The sequence below is a fragment of the Streptomyces sp. RKAG290 genome (genome assembly GCF_023701695.1).
Taxonomy (GTDB): Bacteria; Actinomycetota; Actinomycetes; order Streptomycetales; family Streptomycetaceae; genus Streptomyces.
Genome location: NZ_JAJOZC010000001.1, coordinates 58,188 through 75,056, shown reverse-complemented (window position 1 = coordinate 75,056; position 16,869 = coordinate 58,188). Strand labels below are relative to the sequence as shown.

The 16,869-nt window shown below is 71.9% G+C and carries 12 protein-coding genes, 1 tRNA gene and 3 pseudogenes; 5 read left to right on the top strand and 11 right to left on the bottom strand.

Annotated features, from left to right (window positions below):
- Window positions 1–33: 33 nt before the first annotated feature.
- Window positions 34–758 (bottom strand): annotated as a pseudogene (locus LNW71_RS00340) (TetR/AcrR family transcriptional regulator).
- 261 nt (window positions 759–1,019) lie between these two features.
- Between LNW71_RS00340 and LNW71_RS00335 the strand changes: the two are divergent.
- Window positions 1,020–1,967, top strand: coding sequence for an NAD-dependent epimerase/dehydratase family protein (locus LNW71_RS00335; RefSeq protein WP_250966370.1), 948 nt, complete (start codon window positions 1,020–1,022; stop codon window positions 1,965–1,967).
- 144 nt (window positions 1,968–2,111) lie between these two features.
- Here the strand turns inward: LNW71_RS00335 and LNW71_RS36730 are convergent.
- From LNW71_RS36730 to LNW71_RS00320, 3 genes and pseudogenes are all read right to left on the bottom strand, one after another.
- Window positions 2,112–3,467: pseudogene (locus LNW71_RS36730) on the bottom strand (PKD domain-containing protein); the annotation flags it as partial.
- 129 nt (window positions 3,468–3,596) lie between these two features.
- Window positions 3,597–4,499, bottom strand: a complete 903-nt coding sequence (locus LNW71_RS00325) for a transketolase (RefSeq protein WP_250966368.1) — start codon at window positions 4,497–4,499, stop codon at window positions 3,597–3,599.
- Between the two features lie 51 nt (window positions 4,500–4,550).
- The gene (locus tag LNW71_RS00320; protein ID WP_250966367.1) at window positions 4,551–5,252 is read right to left on the bottom strand and encodes a transketolase; all 702 of its coding nucleotides are present in this window, start codon (window positions 5,250–5,252) and stop codon (window positions 4,551–4,553) included.
- Window positions 5,253–5,380: 128 nt separating this feature from the next.
- Here LNW71_RS00320 and LNW71_RS00315 point away from each other — a divergent pair.
- A tRNA-Pro gene (locus LNW71_RS00315) sits at window positions 5,381–5,457 on the top strand.
- Between the two features lie 415 nt (window positions 5,458–5,872).
- On the opposite strand, the gene LNW71_RS00310 is transcribed toward LNW71_RS00315, so the two are convergent.
- A complete protein-coding gene (locus LNW71_RS00310; protein ID WP_250966366.1) occupies window positions 5,873–6,268 on the bottom strand; it encodes an N-terminal phage integrase SAM-like domain-containing protein in 396 nt (131 codons plus the stop codon).
- 362 nt (window positions 6,269–6,630) lie between these two features.
- Here LNW71_RS00310 and LNW71_RS00305 point away from each other — a divergent pair, with 362 nt between their 5' ends.
- Together LNW71_RS00305 and LNW71_RS36340 are read left to right on the top strand one after the other, a co-directional pair.
- Window positions 6,631–8,034 (top strand): AfsR/SARP family transcriptional regulator, encoded by a 1,404-nt coding sequence (locus LNW71_RS00305; RefSeq protein WP_250966365.1) that lies wholly within the window; start codon window positions 6,631–6,633, stop codon window positions 8,032–8,034.
- Complete coding sequence (locus LNW71_RS36340) at window positions 8,031–9,521, top strand: tetratricopeptide repeat protein (protein ID WP_250966364.1); 1,491 nt, start codon at window positions 8,031–8,033, stop codon at window positions 9,519–9,521. Before LNW71_RS00305 ends, LNW71_RS36340 begins: the two co-directional genes overlap by 4 nt.
- Window positions 9,522–9,627: 106 nt before the next feature.
- Here LNW71_RS36340 and LNW71_RS00295 read toward each other — a convergent pair whose 3' ends face one another.
- The 4 genes from LNW71_RS00295 to LNW71_RS00280 form a co-directional block, all read right to left on the bottom strand.
- Window positions 9,628–10,203 carry a M23 family metallopeptidase gene (locus LNW71_RS00295; protein ID WP_250966363.1) on the bottom strand — a complete coding sequence of 192 codons (576 nt, stop codon included), beginning with the start codon at window positions 10,201–10,203 and terminating at the stop codon, window positions 9,628–9,630.
- 343 nt (window positions 10,204–10,546) lie between these two features.
- A complete protein-coding gene (locus tag LNW71_RS00290; RefSeq protein WP_250966362.1) occupies window positions 10,547–12,487 on the bottom strand; it encodes an ABC transporter permease in 1,941 nt (646 codons plus the stop codon).
- Window positions 12,488–12,566: 79 nt separating this feature from the next.
- Window positions 12,567–13,379 (bottom strand): molybdate ABC transporter substrate-binding protein, encoded by an 813-nt coding sequence (gene modA / locus LNW71_RS00285; protein ID WP_250966361.1) that lies wholly within the window; start codon window positions 13,377–13,379, stop codon window positions 12,567–12,569.
- Window positions 13,380–13,539: 160 nt separating this feature from the next.
- Window positions 13,540–13,935 (bottom strand): helix-turn-helix transcriptional regulator, encoded by a 396-nt coding sequence (locus LNW71_RS00280; protein ID WP_250966360.1) that lies wholly within the window; start codon window positions 13,933–13,935, stop codon window positions 13,540–13,542.
- 283 nt (window positions 13,936–14,218) lie between these two features.
- Between LNW71_RS00280 and LNW71_RS00275 the strand changes: the two are divergent.
- A pseudogene (locus tag LNW71_RS00275) lies at window positions 14,219–14,637 on the top strand (molybdopterin-binding protein).
- 105 nt (window positions 14,638–14,742) lie between these two features.
- On the opposite strand, the gene LNW71_RS00270 reads toward LNW71_RS00275, so the two are convergent.
- Window positions 14,743–15,150 carry a TOBE domain-containing protein gene (locus LNW71_RS00270; RefSeq protein WP_250966359.1) on the bottom strand — a complete coding sequence of 136 codons (408 nt, stop codon included), beginning with the start codon at window positions 15,148–15,150 and terminating at the stop codon, window positions 14,743–14,745.
- Between the two features lie 100 nt (window positions 15,151–15,250).
- Window positions 15,251–16,768, bottom strand: coding sequence for a PucR family transcriptional regulator (locus LNW71_RS00265; RefSeq protein WP_250966358.1), 1,518 nt, complete (start codon window positions 16,766–16,768; stop codon window positions 15,251–15,253).
- Window positions 16,769–16,869: the final 101 nt, after the last annotated feature.

Genomic DNA, 16,869 nt, shown 5'->3' with positions numbered 1-16,869 from the left:
CGGGCCGGCGCTCCGCGTCGTCCGCGGGCGCGCTCACTCCAGCCCGAACGCGTCCGCCAGCATGCCGATCTGCGCATCGAGCAGGGTGCCCGCGCTGTGCCCCATCCCGGCGAACTGCCCCGCCGCCTCCAGGGCCACCGCCCGTGCAGCTGCGCCCAGGCGAGCAGTGCGCCGGCCAGCGCCCGTGCCGCGGCGTCGGTGTCGTCGGCGGCGTCCGCCGCGTACCCGGCCACCCAGTCGCCGACGCCCGCGTCCGCACCCAGCCAGGCCGCCATCTGCGTCACCACCGGGGTCACCCCTGACGCGGGAGTCCCGTCCGCGAAAACCGGGAGGAAGGGCCCGAGCACCGCCCGGGCCCGGTCCAGCGTGTCGGCGGGCGCGACATAGCCGGGCACCGGCGCGCCCTGGATCAGCAGATAGCGGTGCGGTGCGCCGACCGCCCAGGCCCGGTAGGCCGCCGCAAGGGCGTGCAGCCGCTCGCGCGGGCTCTGCGAAGCTGCCGCCGACCGTCCGGCCACCGCCTCCATGGCCGTGGCGGCGTCGTCGTACGCGTCCCTGATCAGGGCATGGAGCAGGTCGTCCCGGCTGGCGAAGTAGCGGTAGAGGGCGGGCCCGGACAGGCCCATGTCCTTCGCGATACGGGTGAGCGCGAGCGCCGCCACCCCGCCGTCGGCGAGCTGCCGCAGAGCCACCTCCTTGATCTCCGTCCGGGTCTGCTCCCGGTAACGGGCCCGTGGCCCCTGCTGCGCCTCGGCCATCTCCGCACCTTTCATTCGCTGGGAACTCTGCTGGGCGAGCTCCGCTATGCAAACTCACTCCAGTTACGGAGTCTAACGGTCAGGGTTGCGATGGCGCATCGCGAGAGTTATGGTCTCTAACAGGAGCGAGAGGTTGTAGCGACTGGGTCGGCGGCTCACCGAAAAACGCTCACCACCGAAACCGCTCCTCACCGAAACCGCTCGCTGTCGAAAGCGGATGAAGCCGTCCGCGTCAGCGTCCATACCTCAGGGAGCACCCCCATGACCGCAGTGCGTGATCTTCAGGTAGTTCTCGGCGCCGGCCCCGCCGGCACCGCTCTCGCCGTCGAGCTCGCACGCCGGGGTCACCCGGTCCGGCTCGTCGACCGGACAGGCGGCGGAGTCGTGTCCGAAGGCGTCGAGCGGTTCGCCGCAGACGTCGCCACCGATGAGGGCGCCCGTGCGGCAGTGGACGGCGCAGCCGTCGTCTACCACTGCGTGAACGTGGGCTACCACCTCCAGGTCGAGGTAATGCCACGGATCCAGCAGGCGGTGATGGCGGCCGCCGAAGCCGCGGGTGCCCGCCTCGTCGCCCTCGACACGCTGTACCCGTACGGCGAGACGCACGGCGTGGTGATGACCGAGGACACCCCGTGGAACGCGACCACCCGCAAGGGCCGGATGCGTGCGGAGCTCGACGCCCGCTACCTCGCCGCCCACGCCGAGGGCAGGCTGCGCGTCGTGCTGGGCCGGTCGGCCGACTTCGTGGGGCCCGGCGTCCTCAACTCCACACTCGGCGGGGCGGTGTTCCCGGCCGCGCTGACCGGGGGAGAGGTCCCGGCCTTCGGGGACATAGACCTGCCGCACAGCTACACGTACATCGGTGATGTCGCGGCCGGCCTGGCGACGCTGGGCGAGAATCCGGACGGGGACGGCCGGGTCTGGCACCTGCCCACCGCCCCGGCGCTCACCACCCGCGAGATCCTGGCGATGGTGGAGGAGCGCGTCGGCCGCCCGCTGACCCTCACCGTTGTCGCGGAACCCCGGCCGTTCGGACCGTTCGACGAGGTGTTCATGACGGAGTACGCCGAGATGTTCTACCAGCACACCGAGGCGCAGATCGTCGACTCCACCGCCATCGAGAAGGCGTTCGGACTCGTCCCGAACCCGCTCCCGGCCACCCTCGACGCCACGCTCGCGTGGTACGGGGAACTGCTGGCCGCGCACTGAGCGCACTGCCCGCGCCGGTCGGCGTCCGTGTGCGGCGCCCCTGGGGTCATCCAGTTCTGCGGGAGCCGGCCCGAGGTCCGAACCGTTGAAGCGGAGCCAGTCCAGCGCGAGGAGATCCGCCGTGCCCGCACGCCACGCCGGATTGGTGAACACGGCGAAGAGCCGCACGATGCGCCCCGGACCGGCCAGCGCGAAGGTCGGCGACACGGGCCGGTCCCAGCCGCCGGTGAACGGGATGGCGACCGCCGCGAGGAGCGGACCGGCCGGCGACCCGGACCGCAGTTCGATCGTGCCGCCGAGTCCGCCGGAAGCCGCACGGACCGTCATCGAGCCGATGTTCTTCAGGGACACCGTGCCCAGACCGATCCAGTCACCGTCCTCGATCTCCATGGCCCGTCGTCCGCCGGAGTCGCCGGAACGGCTTCCCGCCGACGCCCCGCCGTGCGCACCACCGGTCGCTGTGAACCACTCCGCCTCGCAGAAGGCGGCGCGGAGCGTCATCGAAGCGGAGCCGGTGAGGGCGGGCGCGCCGGGTGCGCCGCCGTCCTCGTACCGCGCGCTGACCTCGAACCCGACATCGCGCGCCGTTTCGCGGCCGGTCACCAGCGCGCCCGTGCAGGCGGGGTGGCCACCGAGTGGCCGCAGGGCGAAGACGCGGCCCAGCGGTGACTTCACGACCAGCCGCGCACAGTCGACGCCGCCCGCACTCCTGGCGTCCTCCGGGTCCGCCACGCCCACGGTGAGCGAAAGGGTGCCCCCTGGCTCGAACACGGCGTGAGCCAGGGGCTGTTCGAACGTCACCACGGGCCGGGTGTTTCCGACCGTGATCCTCCGCACTGCCCGGTGCGTGGCCCCGCCGGGTGCGGTGACGGTCAGCCGCGCGGAGTACGCGCCGTTGTTGCGGTACGTGTGCGAGGGCTTCGCCGCCGTCGAGTCGGTGTCGCCGTCGCCGTCGAAGTCCCATGCGTACGAGGGGTGTCGGCCGGCGAGCGCGGCAGTGCCGGTGCCGGAGAAGGTGACGGTGAGCGGCCCCGGGCCGCTGTCCCGGCTCGTCGCGACACGCACCTCGGGCGGCCGCGGCACCGAGGCGCCGCCCGGCTCGACGCAGTCGGCCGGCCCCGCTTCCGTACCTGCCCCGGCCTTCGGCCCGACCTCACCGAGGAATCGCCTGCGGGAGTCCTTCCCCGGGCTCGGGGCGCGGAGGTCTTTCCCGGGACCGGGGCCGGGAGCCGCCTGCCCGCTGTCGTGCGAGCACCCCTCGGTCACGTCCTGCGCGCCGGCCGCGCTGGGTGGGGACGCTGCGAGAACGGTCCCCGGCCGGACCGGCGACGCCGTGATCCGCGCCGGCGGCCGGTGTGCGGCCGCGTGCGCCCCGGGTGGTGAGGCGATCAGGAGGCCGAGGAGCAGGGCAAGGGCGAAGGTGAGGGCGGTGAACAGCAGCTTCCCGCGCGTGGGGCGCGGATGCGGTAAGGCGTTGCTGAACGTGCGGCGGCGACTCATGGGCGCTCCCTGTGCGGTAGTTGCCGACGTGGGGGTTAGAAAGCGCTTTCTGGAGGACGCCGTTCAGATTAGGTTCACGTCTTCCGTGCGGTCAATGGGCCGGTGCCGCCCGCGCGCCCGGTCGTCCGCTCACCGGCCGAGGAACGCGTCGATCCGCTGCCGCAGGCCGTGCGGGTCCAGGCCGTGAGCGGTGAGGTGCTCGTCCATCTGCCCGTACCGGCGCAGTTCCTCGCTTGCCACGCCGAGTCCCAGGATCCGGTGGGGGAGGTCGGCGAGTGCGTCGTTGGCCGCGCCTGTCGACGTGCCCGCCAGATAGGGCTCGACGATCACGACATCGGCGGCGGCCCGGTCGCCGACCGCCCGGCGCAGCGCGTCGCCGTCGAACGGCCGCACGGTTGTCGCGTACAGCACGGTGGCGTCGAGCCCTTCCGTCGCGGCGAGGACGTTGTCGAGCATCGGCCCGACGGCGATCACCACGCCGCCCGCCCCCTCGCGCACGGTGCTGAACCCACCGGCCCCGCCGACCGGGCGCGCCCGGTCGTTGGACTGCAGCGACAGCCGCACATACACGCGGTCGTTCCCGGCGGCGGCTTCCCGCAGCAGCGTCTCGGCCTCGTCGGGATGACCCGGTACGTGCACGGTCCAGCCGTCCAGGGTGTCCAGCAGGGCGACGTCCCCGGGCGACATGTGGGTGAAGCCGCCGGCCGGCCAGTCGTAGGAGGCACCGGCGCTCACCAGTACCCCGCCCACGCCTTGATGGCCGAAGTCCAGCTTCACCTGCTCGAAGGGGCGCTCCACCAGGAAACTGGCGAAGGTGTGCACGATCGGCCGCAGCCCGGTGAGCGCCATCCCGGCCCCGGCACCGATCAGCAGCTGCTCCCGGATGCCGACGTTGACGACCCGGTCCGGATGGGCCCGCTCGGCCCGGTCGAAGCCGTCGCGGCTGATCTCGGCCAGGACGAGTGCCAGCCGGGGGTCCTCGTCGAGCAGGCGCGAGGTGGTCGCGATGAATCGGTCGCGCATCGTGTCCATGGGGGTGTTCCTCTTCCGTTCGTGGTTCCGGTGGTCTTCTGGCGCGCCGGTTCAGCGCTTGGGGGCGACGCGGGCGACCACGGCCCGCGGCTGCCCGGGGTGGGGCGCGGTGAACGCGGCGAACAGGGCCTCGTGGTCCCGCCCGTCGACGGAGGCGACCGACCAGCCCGCGGTCGCGAACCGGGCGGCGATGCCGCCGGGGCGGCCGTACGACGCCGAGGCGTTGTCGATCACCACGGTGTGCAGCTGATCGAGTCCTGCCGGTCCCGCGTAGGCGATCGCCTCGTGGTTGCTGCCCTCGTCCAGCTCGGCGTCGCCGGTCAGCACCCACACGCGGGGACCGGTCAGCCCCTGGGCTCGCAGCCCCAGGGCCGTGCCCACCGCCAGCGGCAGCCCGTGCCCCAGCGAGCCGCTGCCGATCTCGGCGCCCGGCACCAGCAGCCGGTCGGGGTGGTGGCCGAGCGGTGAGTCGTACGAACCGAAGCCGGCCAGCAGGTCCTCGTCGAAGAATCCGTGCGCGGCGAGGACGGCGTAGTACGCCATCGGCCCGTGTCCCTTCGACAGCAGGAAGCGGTCGCGGTCGGGGGCGTCGGCGCTTTCGGGTGTCACCCGCAGCACCCGGTCGTACAGCACCCACAGGGCGTCGAGCGTCGAGGTGGCGGCGGGGCCGTGCTTCTCGTCACCGGTCATCAGGCTCATCAGCCGGTCAAGATCGCGGTATCCGGGCGCCGGTGCGGCAGTCGTTTTCGTCATGCGGCACAGCGTTCAACATCAAGCATGGTTGAGGTCAAGCGCCCAAAGGTGTTCGTGACCACCCGTTGAAGTGCGGTATTGTTCTCATGCGCGTTCGGCCACGGGGAAACCCCAGGTCAGACGGGTATCGGGACGTGGCGCAGCTTGGTAGCGCACTTGACTGGGGGTCAAGGGGTCGCAGGTTCAAATCCTGTCGTCCCGACCATGCGGAAACGCAGGTCGGAGGTCGTTCTCTCAACTATGAGAGGGCGGCCTTTCGTGCGTCCCGGGGCGTGGTGGTCGCAGTGTGGTCGCACGACCGTCCCGGGGCAGGTTCGCCGGGGTGCTGGTCGCGGGCGGTGCGGGGGAGCGGAGCTTGTGGAGGGCTTCGCGGAGACGGTGGATGTGGTCGCGGCCACGCCGGTCCGGGCAGGCGGTCAGCGGCTCGTGCGGCCGTGGTGAGGGTTTGGTCGACGGTGCCGACGGCCTGCTGTGCGGCCTGTTTCGCGGTGAGATGGCGACCCATCCTCTGCTCGACCGGGTCTTCGCCCGCTGTCCAGATCCGTCGTTCCGGCGACGGCGGCCGGCGCAGTACCGGGGGAGAGGCTGGATCGTGGGGGAGGCGGTGCCGGCGGACGGCGTCATTGCGCGCGCTGGGCACCGGTGGGGGTGGTGCGGCCGCGGCCGGCGGTGAGCCGGCTGGTGACGAAAGCTGAGATGTGCCGGTGGGCGAGCCGGTCGAGCTTGAGGGTGCCGAACGCGGGGACGAGGTCGTTGCGGACGTATTCGCGGTAGCGGGCCATGGTGGTCGGCTTCAGCACGAGCGACTTCGGCGTCAGCCGCGCGTCGAGGCAGGCGGCGACTGTCTGGTTCGGGTCGGCGCTGAACCCGTCGGCCCCACCCTCGATGAACCGGCGCAGTGCCCGTTCTGTCGAATCCTGGCTGGCCGAACCACTCCGGCGCACTGTCTTCCGCCGGTGGTCCGGAGCGGTGACATCGACGTCGGTGACCGGTCTGGAAGCCGTCGAGATCAACATCGACGTCTTCGACGTCCACGTTCCGGACTAGGGCGAGGCCAGTGAGGACGAGGAGAGCCGCAGCCGGGCGTCCGCCCGCGTGCGGTGAGCCGCGCGCCCGGCCGTCAGTGGCGGCCCCACGGAGCAGCATTCACGGTGGTCAAGCCATGGACCATCGGGCCTGAAGGAACGTCCTCAGGAGCATTCCGCCAGGGGGCCGTACCCCAGGCGGGCGCGGTGCCGGACGGGCAGCCTGACCCACGCGTCCGGATCGGCGGCGAGCGCTGAGCGGATCGAGTGGGAGTCGTCACCCGGATTTTGTCTGGAGAGACTTCGAACATCGTTACGCTGCACCGAAGTTGCCGAAACCACGGAGGACTGCGGTGAGGGAGCCGACCTTCGGAGTCCTGGGGCCGCTCCAGGTGAGGGCGCACGGTGTCCCGGTACGGATCGGCGGGGCCAAGCCCCGGGCCGTACTGGCCACTTTGCTGCTCCAGCCGAGCGGCTTCGTCTCGCTGGACCTGCTGACCGAGGTCCTCTGGCCCGGTGGCGCACCTCGGTCCGCGGTCGCCAACGTACGCACATACGTACGAGCGCTGCGGCTGCGGCTGCCCCCCGCGGCGGTCGCCGGACTGCGTACCGAGCCCTCCGGCTACTCGCTGGAGATCGCGCCCGGAGAAGTGGACATGCTGCTCTTCGAGCAGCAGCTCACGGCGGCCCGCGCCGCCCGCGACCGTGGTGAGGACGCCGCCGCACTGCGTGCCTACGAAGCAGCCCTGGGCCTGTGGCGCGGCGGGGTGCTCCAGGACGTGCCCTCCAGCGTGGTGTGGGACCCGACCATCACGCGCATGGAAGGGCTGCGGTCGGTCGCGGTCGACGAGTGCCTGGAGTTGCGGCTCCGGCTCGGGGACTACGCCCATCTGGTCTCCGGCCTGCGGTCCCGGCTGACCGAGAGCCCTCTGCGGGAGGATCTGTGGCGGATGCTCGTGTACGCGCTGAACGACGCGGGCCGCAGCGCCGAGGCGCAGTTCGCGTACGCCGAGGCGGAGCGGGTGATCGCCGCCGAGCTGGGGATCGAGCCGAGCGAACCGCTGCGGGCCATCGGCGCCGAGGTCAACGGCTACGCCGGCCGCCACCGCGCGGCAACACCCGTCCCCGTCTGCCAGTTGCCGATGGACATTCCCGACTTCACCGGTCGCGCCGTCGAGGTAGCCGACCTGGAGGAGCTCCTGTCCACCGCCGGTCGGCAGCCCGTGGTCGCGGCGGTGTCGGGGCCGCCGGGTGCCGGGAAGTCCACGCTGGCCGTGCATGTCGCCCACCGGGTGCGTGACGCGTTCCCCGACGGGCAGCTCTTCGTCGACCTGGCGGGGACGAGCGAGTGCCCCCGTGAGCCGGTGGACGTCCTGGCCGAGATGCTGCGTGGCCTGGGCGTCATCGACAGCGCGATACCCGGTGAACCGGGCGAACGCGCCGCGATGTTCCGTTCCCGTCTGGCCCAGCGGCGCTTCCTCATCGTGCTCGACGACGCCCTGGGCGGCGCACAGGTGAGCCCCCTGCTCCCGGGCACGGGCGGCTCGGCGGTGCTGGTCAGCTCGCGGCGCCGGATGCCCGGTCTGCCGGCGCACGCCTGCCCGCTCGGGCTGATGCGGCACGACGACGCCCGCGCCCTGTTCGGGGCCATCGTCGGCGCGGACCGGCTGCGCCGGGAGGGGCCGATGCCGACCGTGTCCTCGCCGAGTGCGGGTCACTGCCGCTGGCGGTACGGATCGCGGCAGCCCGGCTCGTGAACCGGCCCGGCTGGAGCGTCGGCACGCTGGCCGACTCGCTGCGCGACGAGCGGGGCCGCCTCGGGGTGGTCCGCTCCGGCGAACTGGAGGTGCGGGCCGGGGCCGAACTCAGCTACCGCCATCTGCCCGAACCCGCCGCCCACGCCTTCCGCACGTTCGGCGACCTGCCCGACGACGCCGTCCCGGGCTGGCTCGTCGCCGTCGCGACGGGGTGCGACAGGGAGACGGCGGGGGGCCTGGAGACCCTGCTCGACGAACACCTCGTCGAAGTCGTGGGCAGGGACCATCTCGGCCTGAACCGTTACCGCATGCACGACCTCCTGAGGTCCTACGCCCGGGAACTCGCCCTGACGGACAATCAGGAGGTCCGGCTGCGGCGGCGCCTCCGGGTCATCGACGCGCTCACCGCCTTCGCCCGCTCCGCCAACGCCGCCATGCCCACCCGTTTCCTCGGTGTGCTGGGCGAGCCCGGCGAGCGGGGTCTGCCGGAGGGACCGGCGCGCGCCGTCGCCCCCACGGTGCGCGCCCGGCCCGTCGACTGGTTCGAGAGCGAGCACCGCAACCTCGTCGGCGCCGTCGACGCCGCCGTCCGGCTCGGGCGCACCGACCGGGCCGCCGACCTCGCGATCGAACTGGCGGGCTTCTTCGACATGCGCGGCGCCTACGGGGACTGGCTGCGGACCCACCGGCTCGTGCTGGACGCCATGCCGCAGCACGACGACGTCAGGGCAGCGGCCCTGCTGCGCAACCTCGGCCAGGTCCATCTCTACCAGGACCGGTACCCGGACGCGCTCGCCTCCTTCGACCGGGCCAGGGCGCTCTTCTCGGAGCTCGGTCACCCGACGGGAGCGGCGGTCGCCGCGGTGGGGGCCGGCTCGGTCCACCGGATCGTGGGTGATCTCAGCACCGCGCTCACGACGTTCACCGCCGCGCTCCAGGAGTTCGCCGCGGCGGGCGACCGGCACGGCGAGGCCGTGGCACGCAACGCGATCGCGTCCGTCTGGCTGGAACGCAAGGACCCGGAGACCGCGGCCGGCTGGCTGCGCGGGGCTCTGGAGCTGTCCCGTGCCGACGGGGACCGGCACCGCGAGGCACAGGTGCGCCGCAGAGTCGCCGTGCTCCACGAACTGCGTGGCGAACCGCAGTCGGCGCGCGGCGAGCTGGAGCACGCCCTCGGTATCTTCGACGAGCTGGCCGACCTGCACTGCGCCGCGTACGTGCAGCAGAGCATCGCGGAACTGTGTCTGCGGCAGGGCGACGCCGGTGAGGCGTCGGCGCTGTTGGTCGGGGCACTCGCTGTGCAGCAGCAGCTGGGGGACCGCCGCGCCGAGGCCCGGGTTGCGGGCCTGCTGGGCGAGCTGCACGACGCGACCGGCCGTAAGCAGACCGCGCGGCACTACTTCCACCGCTCCCTCGCGACCTGGCGCCGCCTGGGCCTGCCCGACGAGGCCGGACGGATGGACGCCAGACTCCGCTCGATGCGCTGAGCGGCGCCGACGGAAACAGGTGCGGGTGCGACCGCCGTCGCACCCGCACCTGGTACAGGGGGTCATCGGGTGCTGGTCAGTCCTCCCGCCGGCACCCGACGGTGCGTCAGCATCTGTTGTTGCTGACCTGGTTGCGCTTGAGGTAGTCGCTCCACGTGACACCCTGGACGACCGCGACGACGACCGCGCCGTTGAGCTTCTGCTCGTAGTGGAGGTGCGGGGTGAGGTCGTAGAGGGCGGACGTGTTTCCGACCTCGCCGATCTGCTGGCCGACGTTCACCGTGGCGCCCGCGGCCACCGAACGCGTCTTCAGGTGGGCGTACCGTGTCTGCCAGCCGCCCCCGTGACTGATGACTATGGTGTTCCCGTACCCGGCGCCCGTCGAGTAGTACGACTCCGCGACCGTGCCACCGGCACTGGCGAACACGCGGCGGCCCTCGTCGTCCGGGGTGCCGTTCGCGTCGTAGTGGTTCCAGTCGATCGCGTGCGCGGGACTGTGCCCCGACCAGTTGCTTCCGAGCCAGGTCTGGTTGCACTCGAAGGGCATCTTGAACGCGGGCCGTGCGGCAATGGCGGCTTCCGGCGAGTTCGCGACCGGCGCCGCGACAGCGGTGGGAACGGTGAACACGGTGGCCGCGACCGCGCTCATGGTGATCAGCGCCCGGCGGAAATTCTTGTGCATGGTGCTCCCCTTGTCGTCTTGCGTCGGGTGACACGGCGATTCAAGGAGGCGGGCATACACAGCGGATACATTCCGGCAGCCGACCCCGCACACCTGCTCCCTCGCCGGCCCAGAGGTGCGCAGGGCTGTGGCGGAATCCCTCCACGTCACAGGCGTCCGCGTCCCGGAGCGAGGGTGCAGGTGGGCTTGATCCGCTTTGACGGACATTCGAGATCTGGGGGTCAAGGGGTCGCAGGTTCACCTCCTGTCGTCCCGACTGGAGGCAGTCGCAGGTAAGGGCGGTTTCGGAGGTATCCGAAACCGCCCTTGGTCATTTCTGGGGACCGGTGCAGGCCCGAGCCGGTCAGAGACCCACGACGTTGATCTCGGTCGCCTTGATGCCGGTCCAGACCGGGACGCCGTCGGTGAGGCCGAGTTCCGCGGCTGCCTGCGGGGTGATCTCGGCCACCAGGTCGGGTACCTGGTCGGACGTGATCAGGATCCGCAGCCGGCTCCCGCTGGAGGTGATCTCCCGGACCGTGCCGGACCAGACGTTACGGGGGCTGCCGGTCGGCCTGTCGCGGTGTACGGACACGGCCTCCGGGGCGATGACCGCGAGGCACGGCGTGCCTTCGGGCAGCGGGTCGGCGACCACGAGGCGCCCTCCGTCGGGGAGTTGGAGGCCGTCGGGGGTGGCGGTGCCGGGCCAGGCGTTGCGGCCGAGCATGCGGGCCACCCAGGGGGAGCGGGGGTGGCGGGTGACGTCGGTGGGCGGGGCGTCCTGGAGGGTGCGGCCCTCGTCAAGGACGAGGACCCGGTCGGCGAGCGCGACCGCCTCGACGGGGTCGTGGGTGACGATGAGGCACACACCGCCGAAGCCGTCGAGGTGACGGCGCAGGGTGTGCCGGACCTGGGCGCGGGTGGTCTGGTCGAGGGCGGCGAGCGGTTCGTCGAGCAGCAGCAGCCGGGGCCGGGCGGCCAGCGCCCGGGCGAGCGCGACCCGTTGGGCCTGGCCGCCGGAGACCTGAGCCGGTCTGCGACGGGCGAGGTGGCCGACGCCGAGCCGGTCCAGCCACTCCTGGGCGCTGCGCCGCGCCTCGGCGCGCGGCACGCCGTGGGAGCGAAGCCCGTACGCGGTGTTGGCGAGGGCGTTCATGTGCGGGAAGAGCGCACCGTCCTGCGGGACCCAGGCCACGCCCCTGCGGTGGGGTGGCAGCGCGGTGACATCGGTGGCGCCGAGCCGGAGTTCGGCATGGGCGCGTGGTGTCAGGCCGAGGAGCGCGCGCAGCAGTGTGGTCTTGCCGGCGCCGTTGGGGCCGACGACGGCGATGGTGGTACCGGGTGGGGCGTCCAGGGTGAGCTGGTTGAAGCCGGTGACGTCGGCGTGCAGGGACCAGCTCTCCGGCGCTGCGGGCTGCCGGGTGTCCGTGGGAGCGGGAGCCGGGATCGCCCCCGGTTCGCCGTCGTCCATCCGGCGCCCTGATTCGGACGAGCGGCCGGCGGGCGTACCCGTCCAGCGGCCGCGCAGCACGATCAGCACGGCCATCGCGATGGCGAGCAGCAGCAGCGAGACCGATGTCGCCGCCTCCGGCTCGTCCTGGAGCAGCAGATACACCTGGAGCGGCAGCGTCTGGGTGGTGCCGGGGAGGTTGCCGGCGAAGGTGATGGTGGCGCCGAACTCGCCCAGAGCCCTGGCCCAGGTGAGGGCGGCTCCCGCGATGAGGCCCGGGGCGACCATGGGCATCGTGACGGTGAAGAACACCCGCAGCGGCGAGGCCCCGAGGGAGGCGGCGGTCTCCTCGTAACGGGGCCGCAGACCGCCCAGCGCGCCCTCGAGGCTGATGACGAGGAACGGCATCGCGACGAAGGTCGCGGCGACGACGGCACCGGAGGTGTGGAAGGGCAGGGTGATGCCCAGCGTGTCCTCCAGCCAGGGGCCGAGCAGGCCACGGCGGCCGAAGGCCAGCAGGAGGGCGACACCGCCGACGGTGGGCGGCAGCACCATCGGCAGAAGTACGAGAGAGCGGACGAACGCCTTGCCCGGGAAGTCGACGCGGGCCAGCAGCCAGGCCAGCGGGACGCCGAGGACGAGCGAGAGTCCCAGCGCCCAGGCGGAGACGACCAGCGAGAGCTTCAGCGCTTCGGTCGTCCCCGGGCTGGTGAGATGCGCGCCCAGTTCACCCCATGTGGTGCGGGCGAGGATCCCGAGCAGCGGGAGCAGCAGGAAGGCGATGGCCAGCAGCGCGGGGATCGCCAGGGCGATCGGTGCGCGGGGGCCGGTGGCGCGGCGGCGAAGGCGTCTCATCGAGGGTCCCTGATGCTGGAAGTGCCGTGCGGACGGCCCGGTCCCCCGAACCGGGCCGCCCGCACGGGGCTGTTGCCCGTTACGGCTGCTGGAAGCCCGCGTCGGCGAGGATCTTCTGCGCCTCGGGGGTGGACAGCCACTTTACGAACGCGGCCGCGGCCGCGCTGTGCTTCGAGGTCTTCAGAGTCGCTGCCGGGTAGGAGGCGACGGCGTTCTGCGCGTCCGAGATGTCGACGGCGTCCACCTTGTCGGTGGCCGTGGCGACATCGGTCTTGTAGACGAGACCTGCGTCGGCCTCACCGAGTTCGACCTTGCTGAGGACGGAGCGGACGTCGAGTTCCTGGGAGACCGGCTTCACGTCGATCTTCTGGGCGTCCAGGATCTGCTTGCTGTAACGGCCCACCGGCACCTCGGGGGCGGCGAGCACCACCTTCAGCTTGGGGTCGGAGAGGTCCTTGAGGTTCTCGACCTTCTCCGGGTTGCCCTTGCCCGTGGCGATCACCAGGCGGTTCTTCGCGATGACGGTCGGCGATCCGGTGTCCGACTGCAGGCCGTCCATCGTCTTGGTGTCCGCCGTGACCAGGGCGTCGGCGGGGGCGCCCTGCTTGACCTGGGCCGCGAGCTGCTGCGAGCCGGCGAAGGAGAACTTGAGCTTCGTGCCGGGGTTCTCCTTCTCGTACGCGGCGCCGGCCGTCTTGAAGACGTCGGTCAGCGAGGCGGCGGCGAGCACCGTCAGGTCGGCCTTCGGCGCGCCGGTCGTGGACGCCGAGGCACTGGGCTCGGTCGCCGAGTCCTTCGTGTCGTCGTCGCTGCCGCACGCGGAGAGAGGGACGAGCAGGCCGGCGATGATGACGGCGGCCGCGGCGCGTCGTCTGGTGAGGGTGAAGGACATGAGGGTGTGACTCCTTGGGGACGCGGTCGGCTGGTGCCGCCCGAGCGGATGTGGTGAGCCGCGCCGAATGGGGCCTCCCCCGCTCGCGTGTGTTCGAGAGCTCGGGGAAGGGCGACGCCGCCGGATGGCGCTGTTGAGAGCTGAGCAGTCGAAACGTTCGTCAGGTGCGGTCGATGTGCACACTGGTCGACTTGACGCGGGCGGTGGCCTGCATGCCGACCTCCAGCCCGAGTTCCTCGACCGCTTCCCTGGTCAGGAGCGAGACGAGGCGGTGCGGACCGGCCTGGATCTCGACCTGGGCCGCGACGTCACCCAGCTTGACCGCGGTGACGATGCCCGGGAACGCGTTGCGGGCGGAGGTGTATGCCGTGCCGTCCTCACCCGTGCCGCCCTGGGCCACCTCGACGGAGAAGGCGGCCAGGTCCCCGCCGTCGATGAGGCGGCGACCGCTCTCCTCGCGGTGGGTCGTGACCCGCCCGGCGTCCGCCCAGCGGCGCGCGGTGTCGGGACTGACGCCGAGCAGACGAGCGGCCTGCCCGATGGTGTAGGACTGCATGTGCGCCACCATAGGCCTATTCGGCTTGCATTTCCAATGTGTAATACGAAGCTCTATGGCAAATGCGCGTTCAATTGGAGGATGTGCCGAATCCGCGGGGCCAGGAGGCCGCGGAGGGAGGTGTTGGCCGCCCGGCAGCCGCAGCCTCCGCTCTGCCAGGTGGGGCACCAAATCACCCTCGCGCCTGCGACGGACGGCCGCACGGCGGTTCCGGGAGTGGCTACTGTGCAAGTGCAGACCAGGAAATACCTGGCATTTCGCTACTCATTTGAGGCGCCACGTCATGAGCCTGAGCATCCGTAACCAGATTCCCGGCACCGTCACCGCTGTCACCGCAGGCGAGGTCATGGCCACCGTGAAGGTCCGGCTGACGGGGGTCAGGACATCACGGCCGCGATCACGCTCGAAGCCGTCAAGGAACTCGGCCTCGCCGAAGGGGCATCGGTCCGCACGCTGGTCAAGTCCACCGAGGTGTCCCTGGCCACGGGCCCCGTCGAGGGGCTCAGCATCCGCAACCAGATCCCCGGCACCATCACCGACGTCGCGACCGGCGGCGCCATGGCGAGCGTCAAGGTGTCCGTCGAGGGCGGCGAGCTGACGGCCGCGATCACCAGGGACGCGGTGACCGACCTGGACCTCGCCGCCGGGAAGTCCGTCGTCGCCCTGATCAAGTCGACCGAGATCTCCCTGGCAGCGGTCTGACCCCCGAGCGGCTGCTGCCCGCCCCGCCGCCGGGGCCGTCCCGCCACCGGCATCGCACCGCCCCCCGTGATCGGTGAACTCGCGAAGGGGCTGTGCGGCCCTCTCTCAGCCGTGGGATCCTGGGCGGTCGATGTGCACGTTCGTCGACTTGACCCGTGCCGTTGCCAGGACCCCTACCTCCAGGCCGAGTTCCTCCACCGACTCGCGGCTGATCAGTGACACCAGCCGGTGCGACCCCGACTGGATCTCGACCTGGGCCACGATCTCGTCGACATTCACGGCGGTGACGATCCCCGCGAAGGAGTTCCGCACCGACGTCAGGATCTCCCCGGGGACCGGATGCAGGCCCTGCGCCCGCTCCGTGGCGAAGGCCGCCAGGCTGACGCCGTCGATCACCCGGTTCCCGGACCCGCCCCGGTTCATCGCGAGATGACCACCGTCCGCCCAACGGCGCACGGTTTCCGGGCTTACTGCCAGCAGCTCCGCGGCCTGGCCAATGCTGTACGAAGGCACCCCGGCACTCTAGGCCAACGCCGGCGGCGACCCGGCCACCGCCTCCGCGCCGAGGACGTCGGCGTCTCCCCGGCCGGCCGGTGCCGCCGCACCTGGCGTCTCAGCGGCACAGAAGTGCGGCGCGCAGGTCGAGTTTGTGGTCGAGCCGGGAGAGATCCCGTCCGGTGAGGACCTGAACGCGCTCGATGCGGTAATGGACCGTGTTGACGTGCAGATGCAGGGCCTCGGCCGTGCGGGCCCAGGAGCAGTTGTGGGCGAGAAACGTCTCCAGGGTCTCCAGGAGCCTGTGGTGCGAGGCCGGTTCGCCGTGGGCGAGCGGGCCGAGTGTGGTGGCGCTGAAGATTGTCCGGACGTCGGCGGGGACACCGGCCAGGAGTGACTCCAGTGACGAGAGTTCCTCGACCACGGTCACGTGGCCGGTCGTCGGGGAGCTGTGCCGCGCCGCCGTGAGGGCGTAGCGGGCCTGGGCGAGGGCGGCGTGGAGTCCGGTGGGCTCCGAGGTGAGCGCACTCATGCCGGCGTGCAGCGGCGTGCCGGGCCGGCAGCCGTCCAGCAGGGACCAGACCTCGCGGAGCGGGGAGAGGTCGCCGGCGGCGCTGCGTACGACGGCGACGGCTTCCGTGTCAGGGGTTGTGCCGGCCGCGAAGACCGTGGACGGGAGGTGTCGCAGGGCCTCTTTGAGCGCGTCCCTGGCCGCGCCGGCCGGAAGCTGTCCACCGGCGGTCGCGACCACGACCTGCCAGGGCCCTTCGGCGAGCGGCCCGCAGGACTCGAGGGCGTTCGTCAGGGCTCCGGTGTCGGCGTTGCCCCGGTCGACGAGGGTGATCAGGTTCTGCCCGTTACGGCTCCGGGCCGCCTGCCTGACGTCGAGATGGTGGCGGTACTGGCCGATGGCCTCGGCTATCTCGTGCAGGGCCCGGGGAGGCGCCCCGCCGGGCTTCGGCACATGGAGGTACCAGGCGTCGTACGGTGTCGTATCGCCCTGGACCCGCAGCGTCTCTCCGGTGAGGCCGCGCAGGTGCTCGGCGGCCTGCACGGGGCGCAGCCCGGGGGCCGCCGGGGTGCGGGCGATGGTGCGCCCGCTGCTGGTGAGCACGTAACCGGGCGGCGTACCGAACGGGGCGAGCGCCCGCGCCAGGAGTGCGCCGGCATCGGCGCCCTGGTCGATGAGGCGGCCGAGGTCGATGCGCACGTTCTCGGGCAGGGCGAAGTGGTCCGTAGGGCGGCGGCTGAAGTCGCCCCACTGGCGCCGGTACACGGCTTCGGTGATCGTCCGGAAGCTGGTGTGCGCCGGTACGGCCAGCAGCGCGATGCGGTGTTCGCGGCAGGAGTCGGAGACGTCGGCGGGGACGGTGCCGTGGGTCTCCTCCCCGGCCAGGAGCGCCGTGGCCCCGGACTCCGCCAGCGCGCGGACGAAGCGCTCGGTCCTGGCCCGGCAGTCCGTCTCGTTCCACCACACGAGGCCGCTGAGCACGATCTCGCCGGACTGGAGGAAGCGGGCGGGGTCCTCCAGGTCGGTGGCGGTCACTCCGCTGATTTCCTGGCTGAGCAGATTCTCGTCACCCCAGATGAGGGTGAGATCGAGCCCCTCGCTCTGGAGAAGGTCTCCGACATGCATGCGCTGACTCCTCGTGCGGCCACCGGACCCGTTGTCCCGGCTTCTCACATCCACAAGGTGAGTGCGAGTCGCATCATCGTAAATGCAAGGGAACAGGGGCA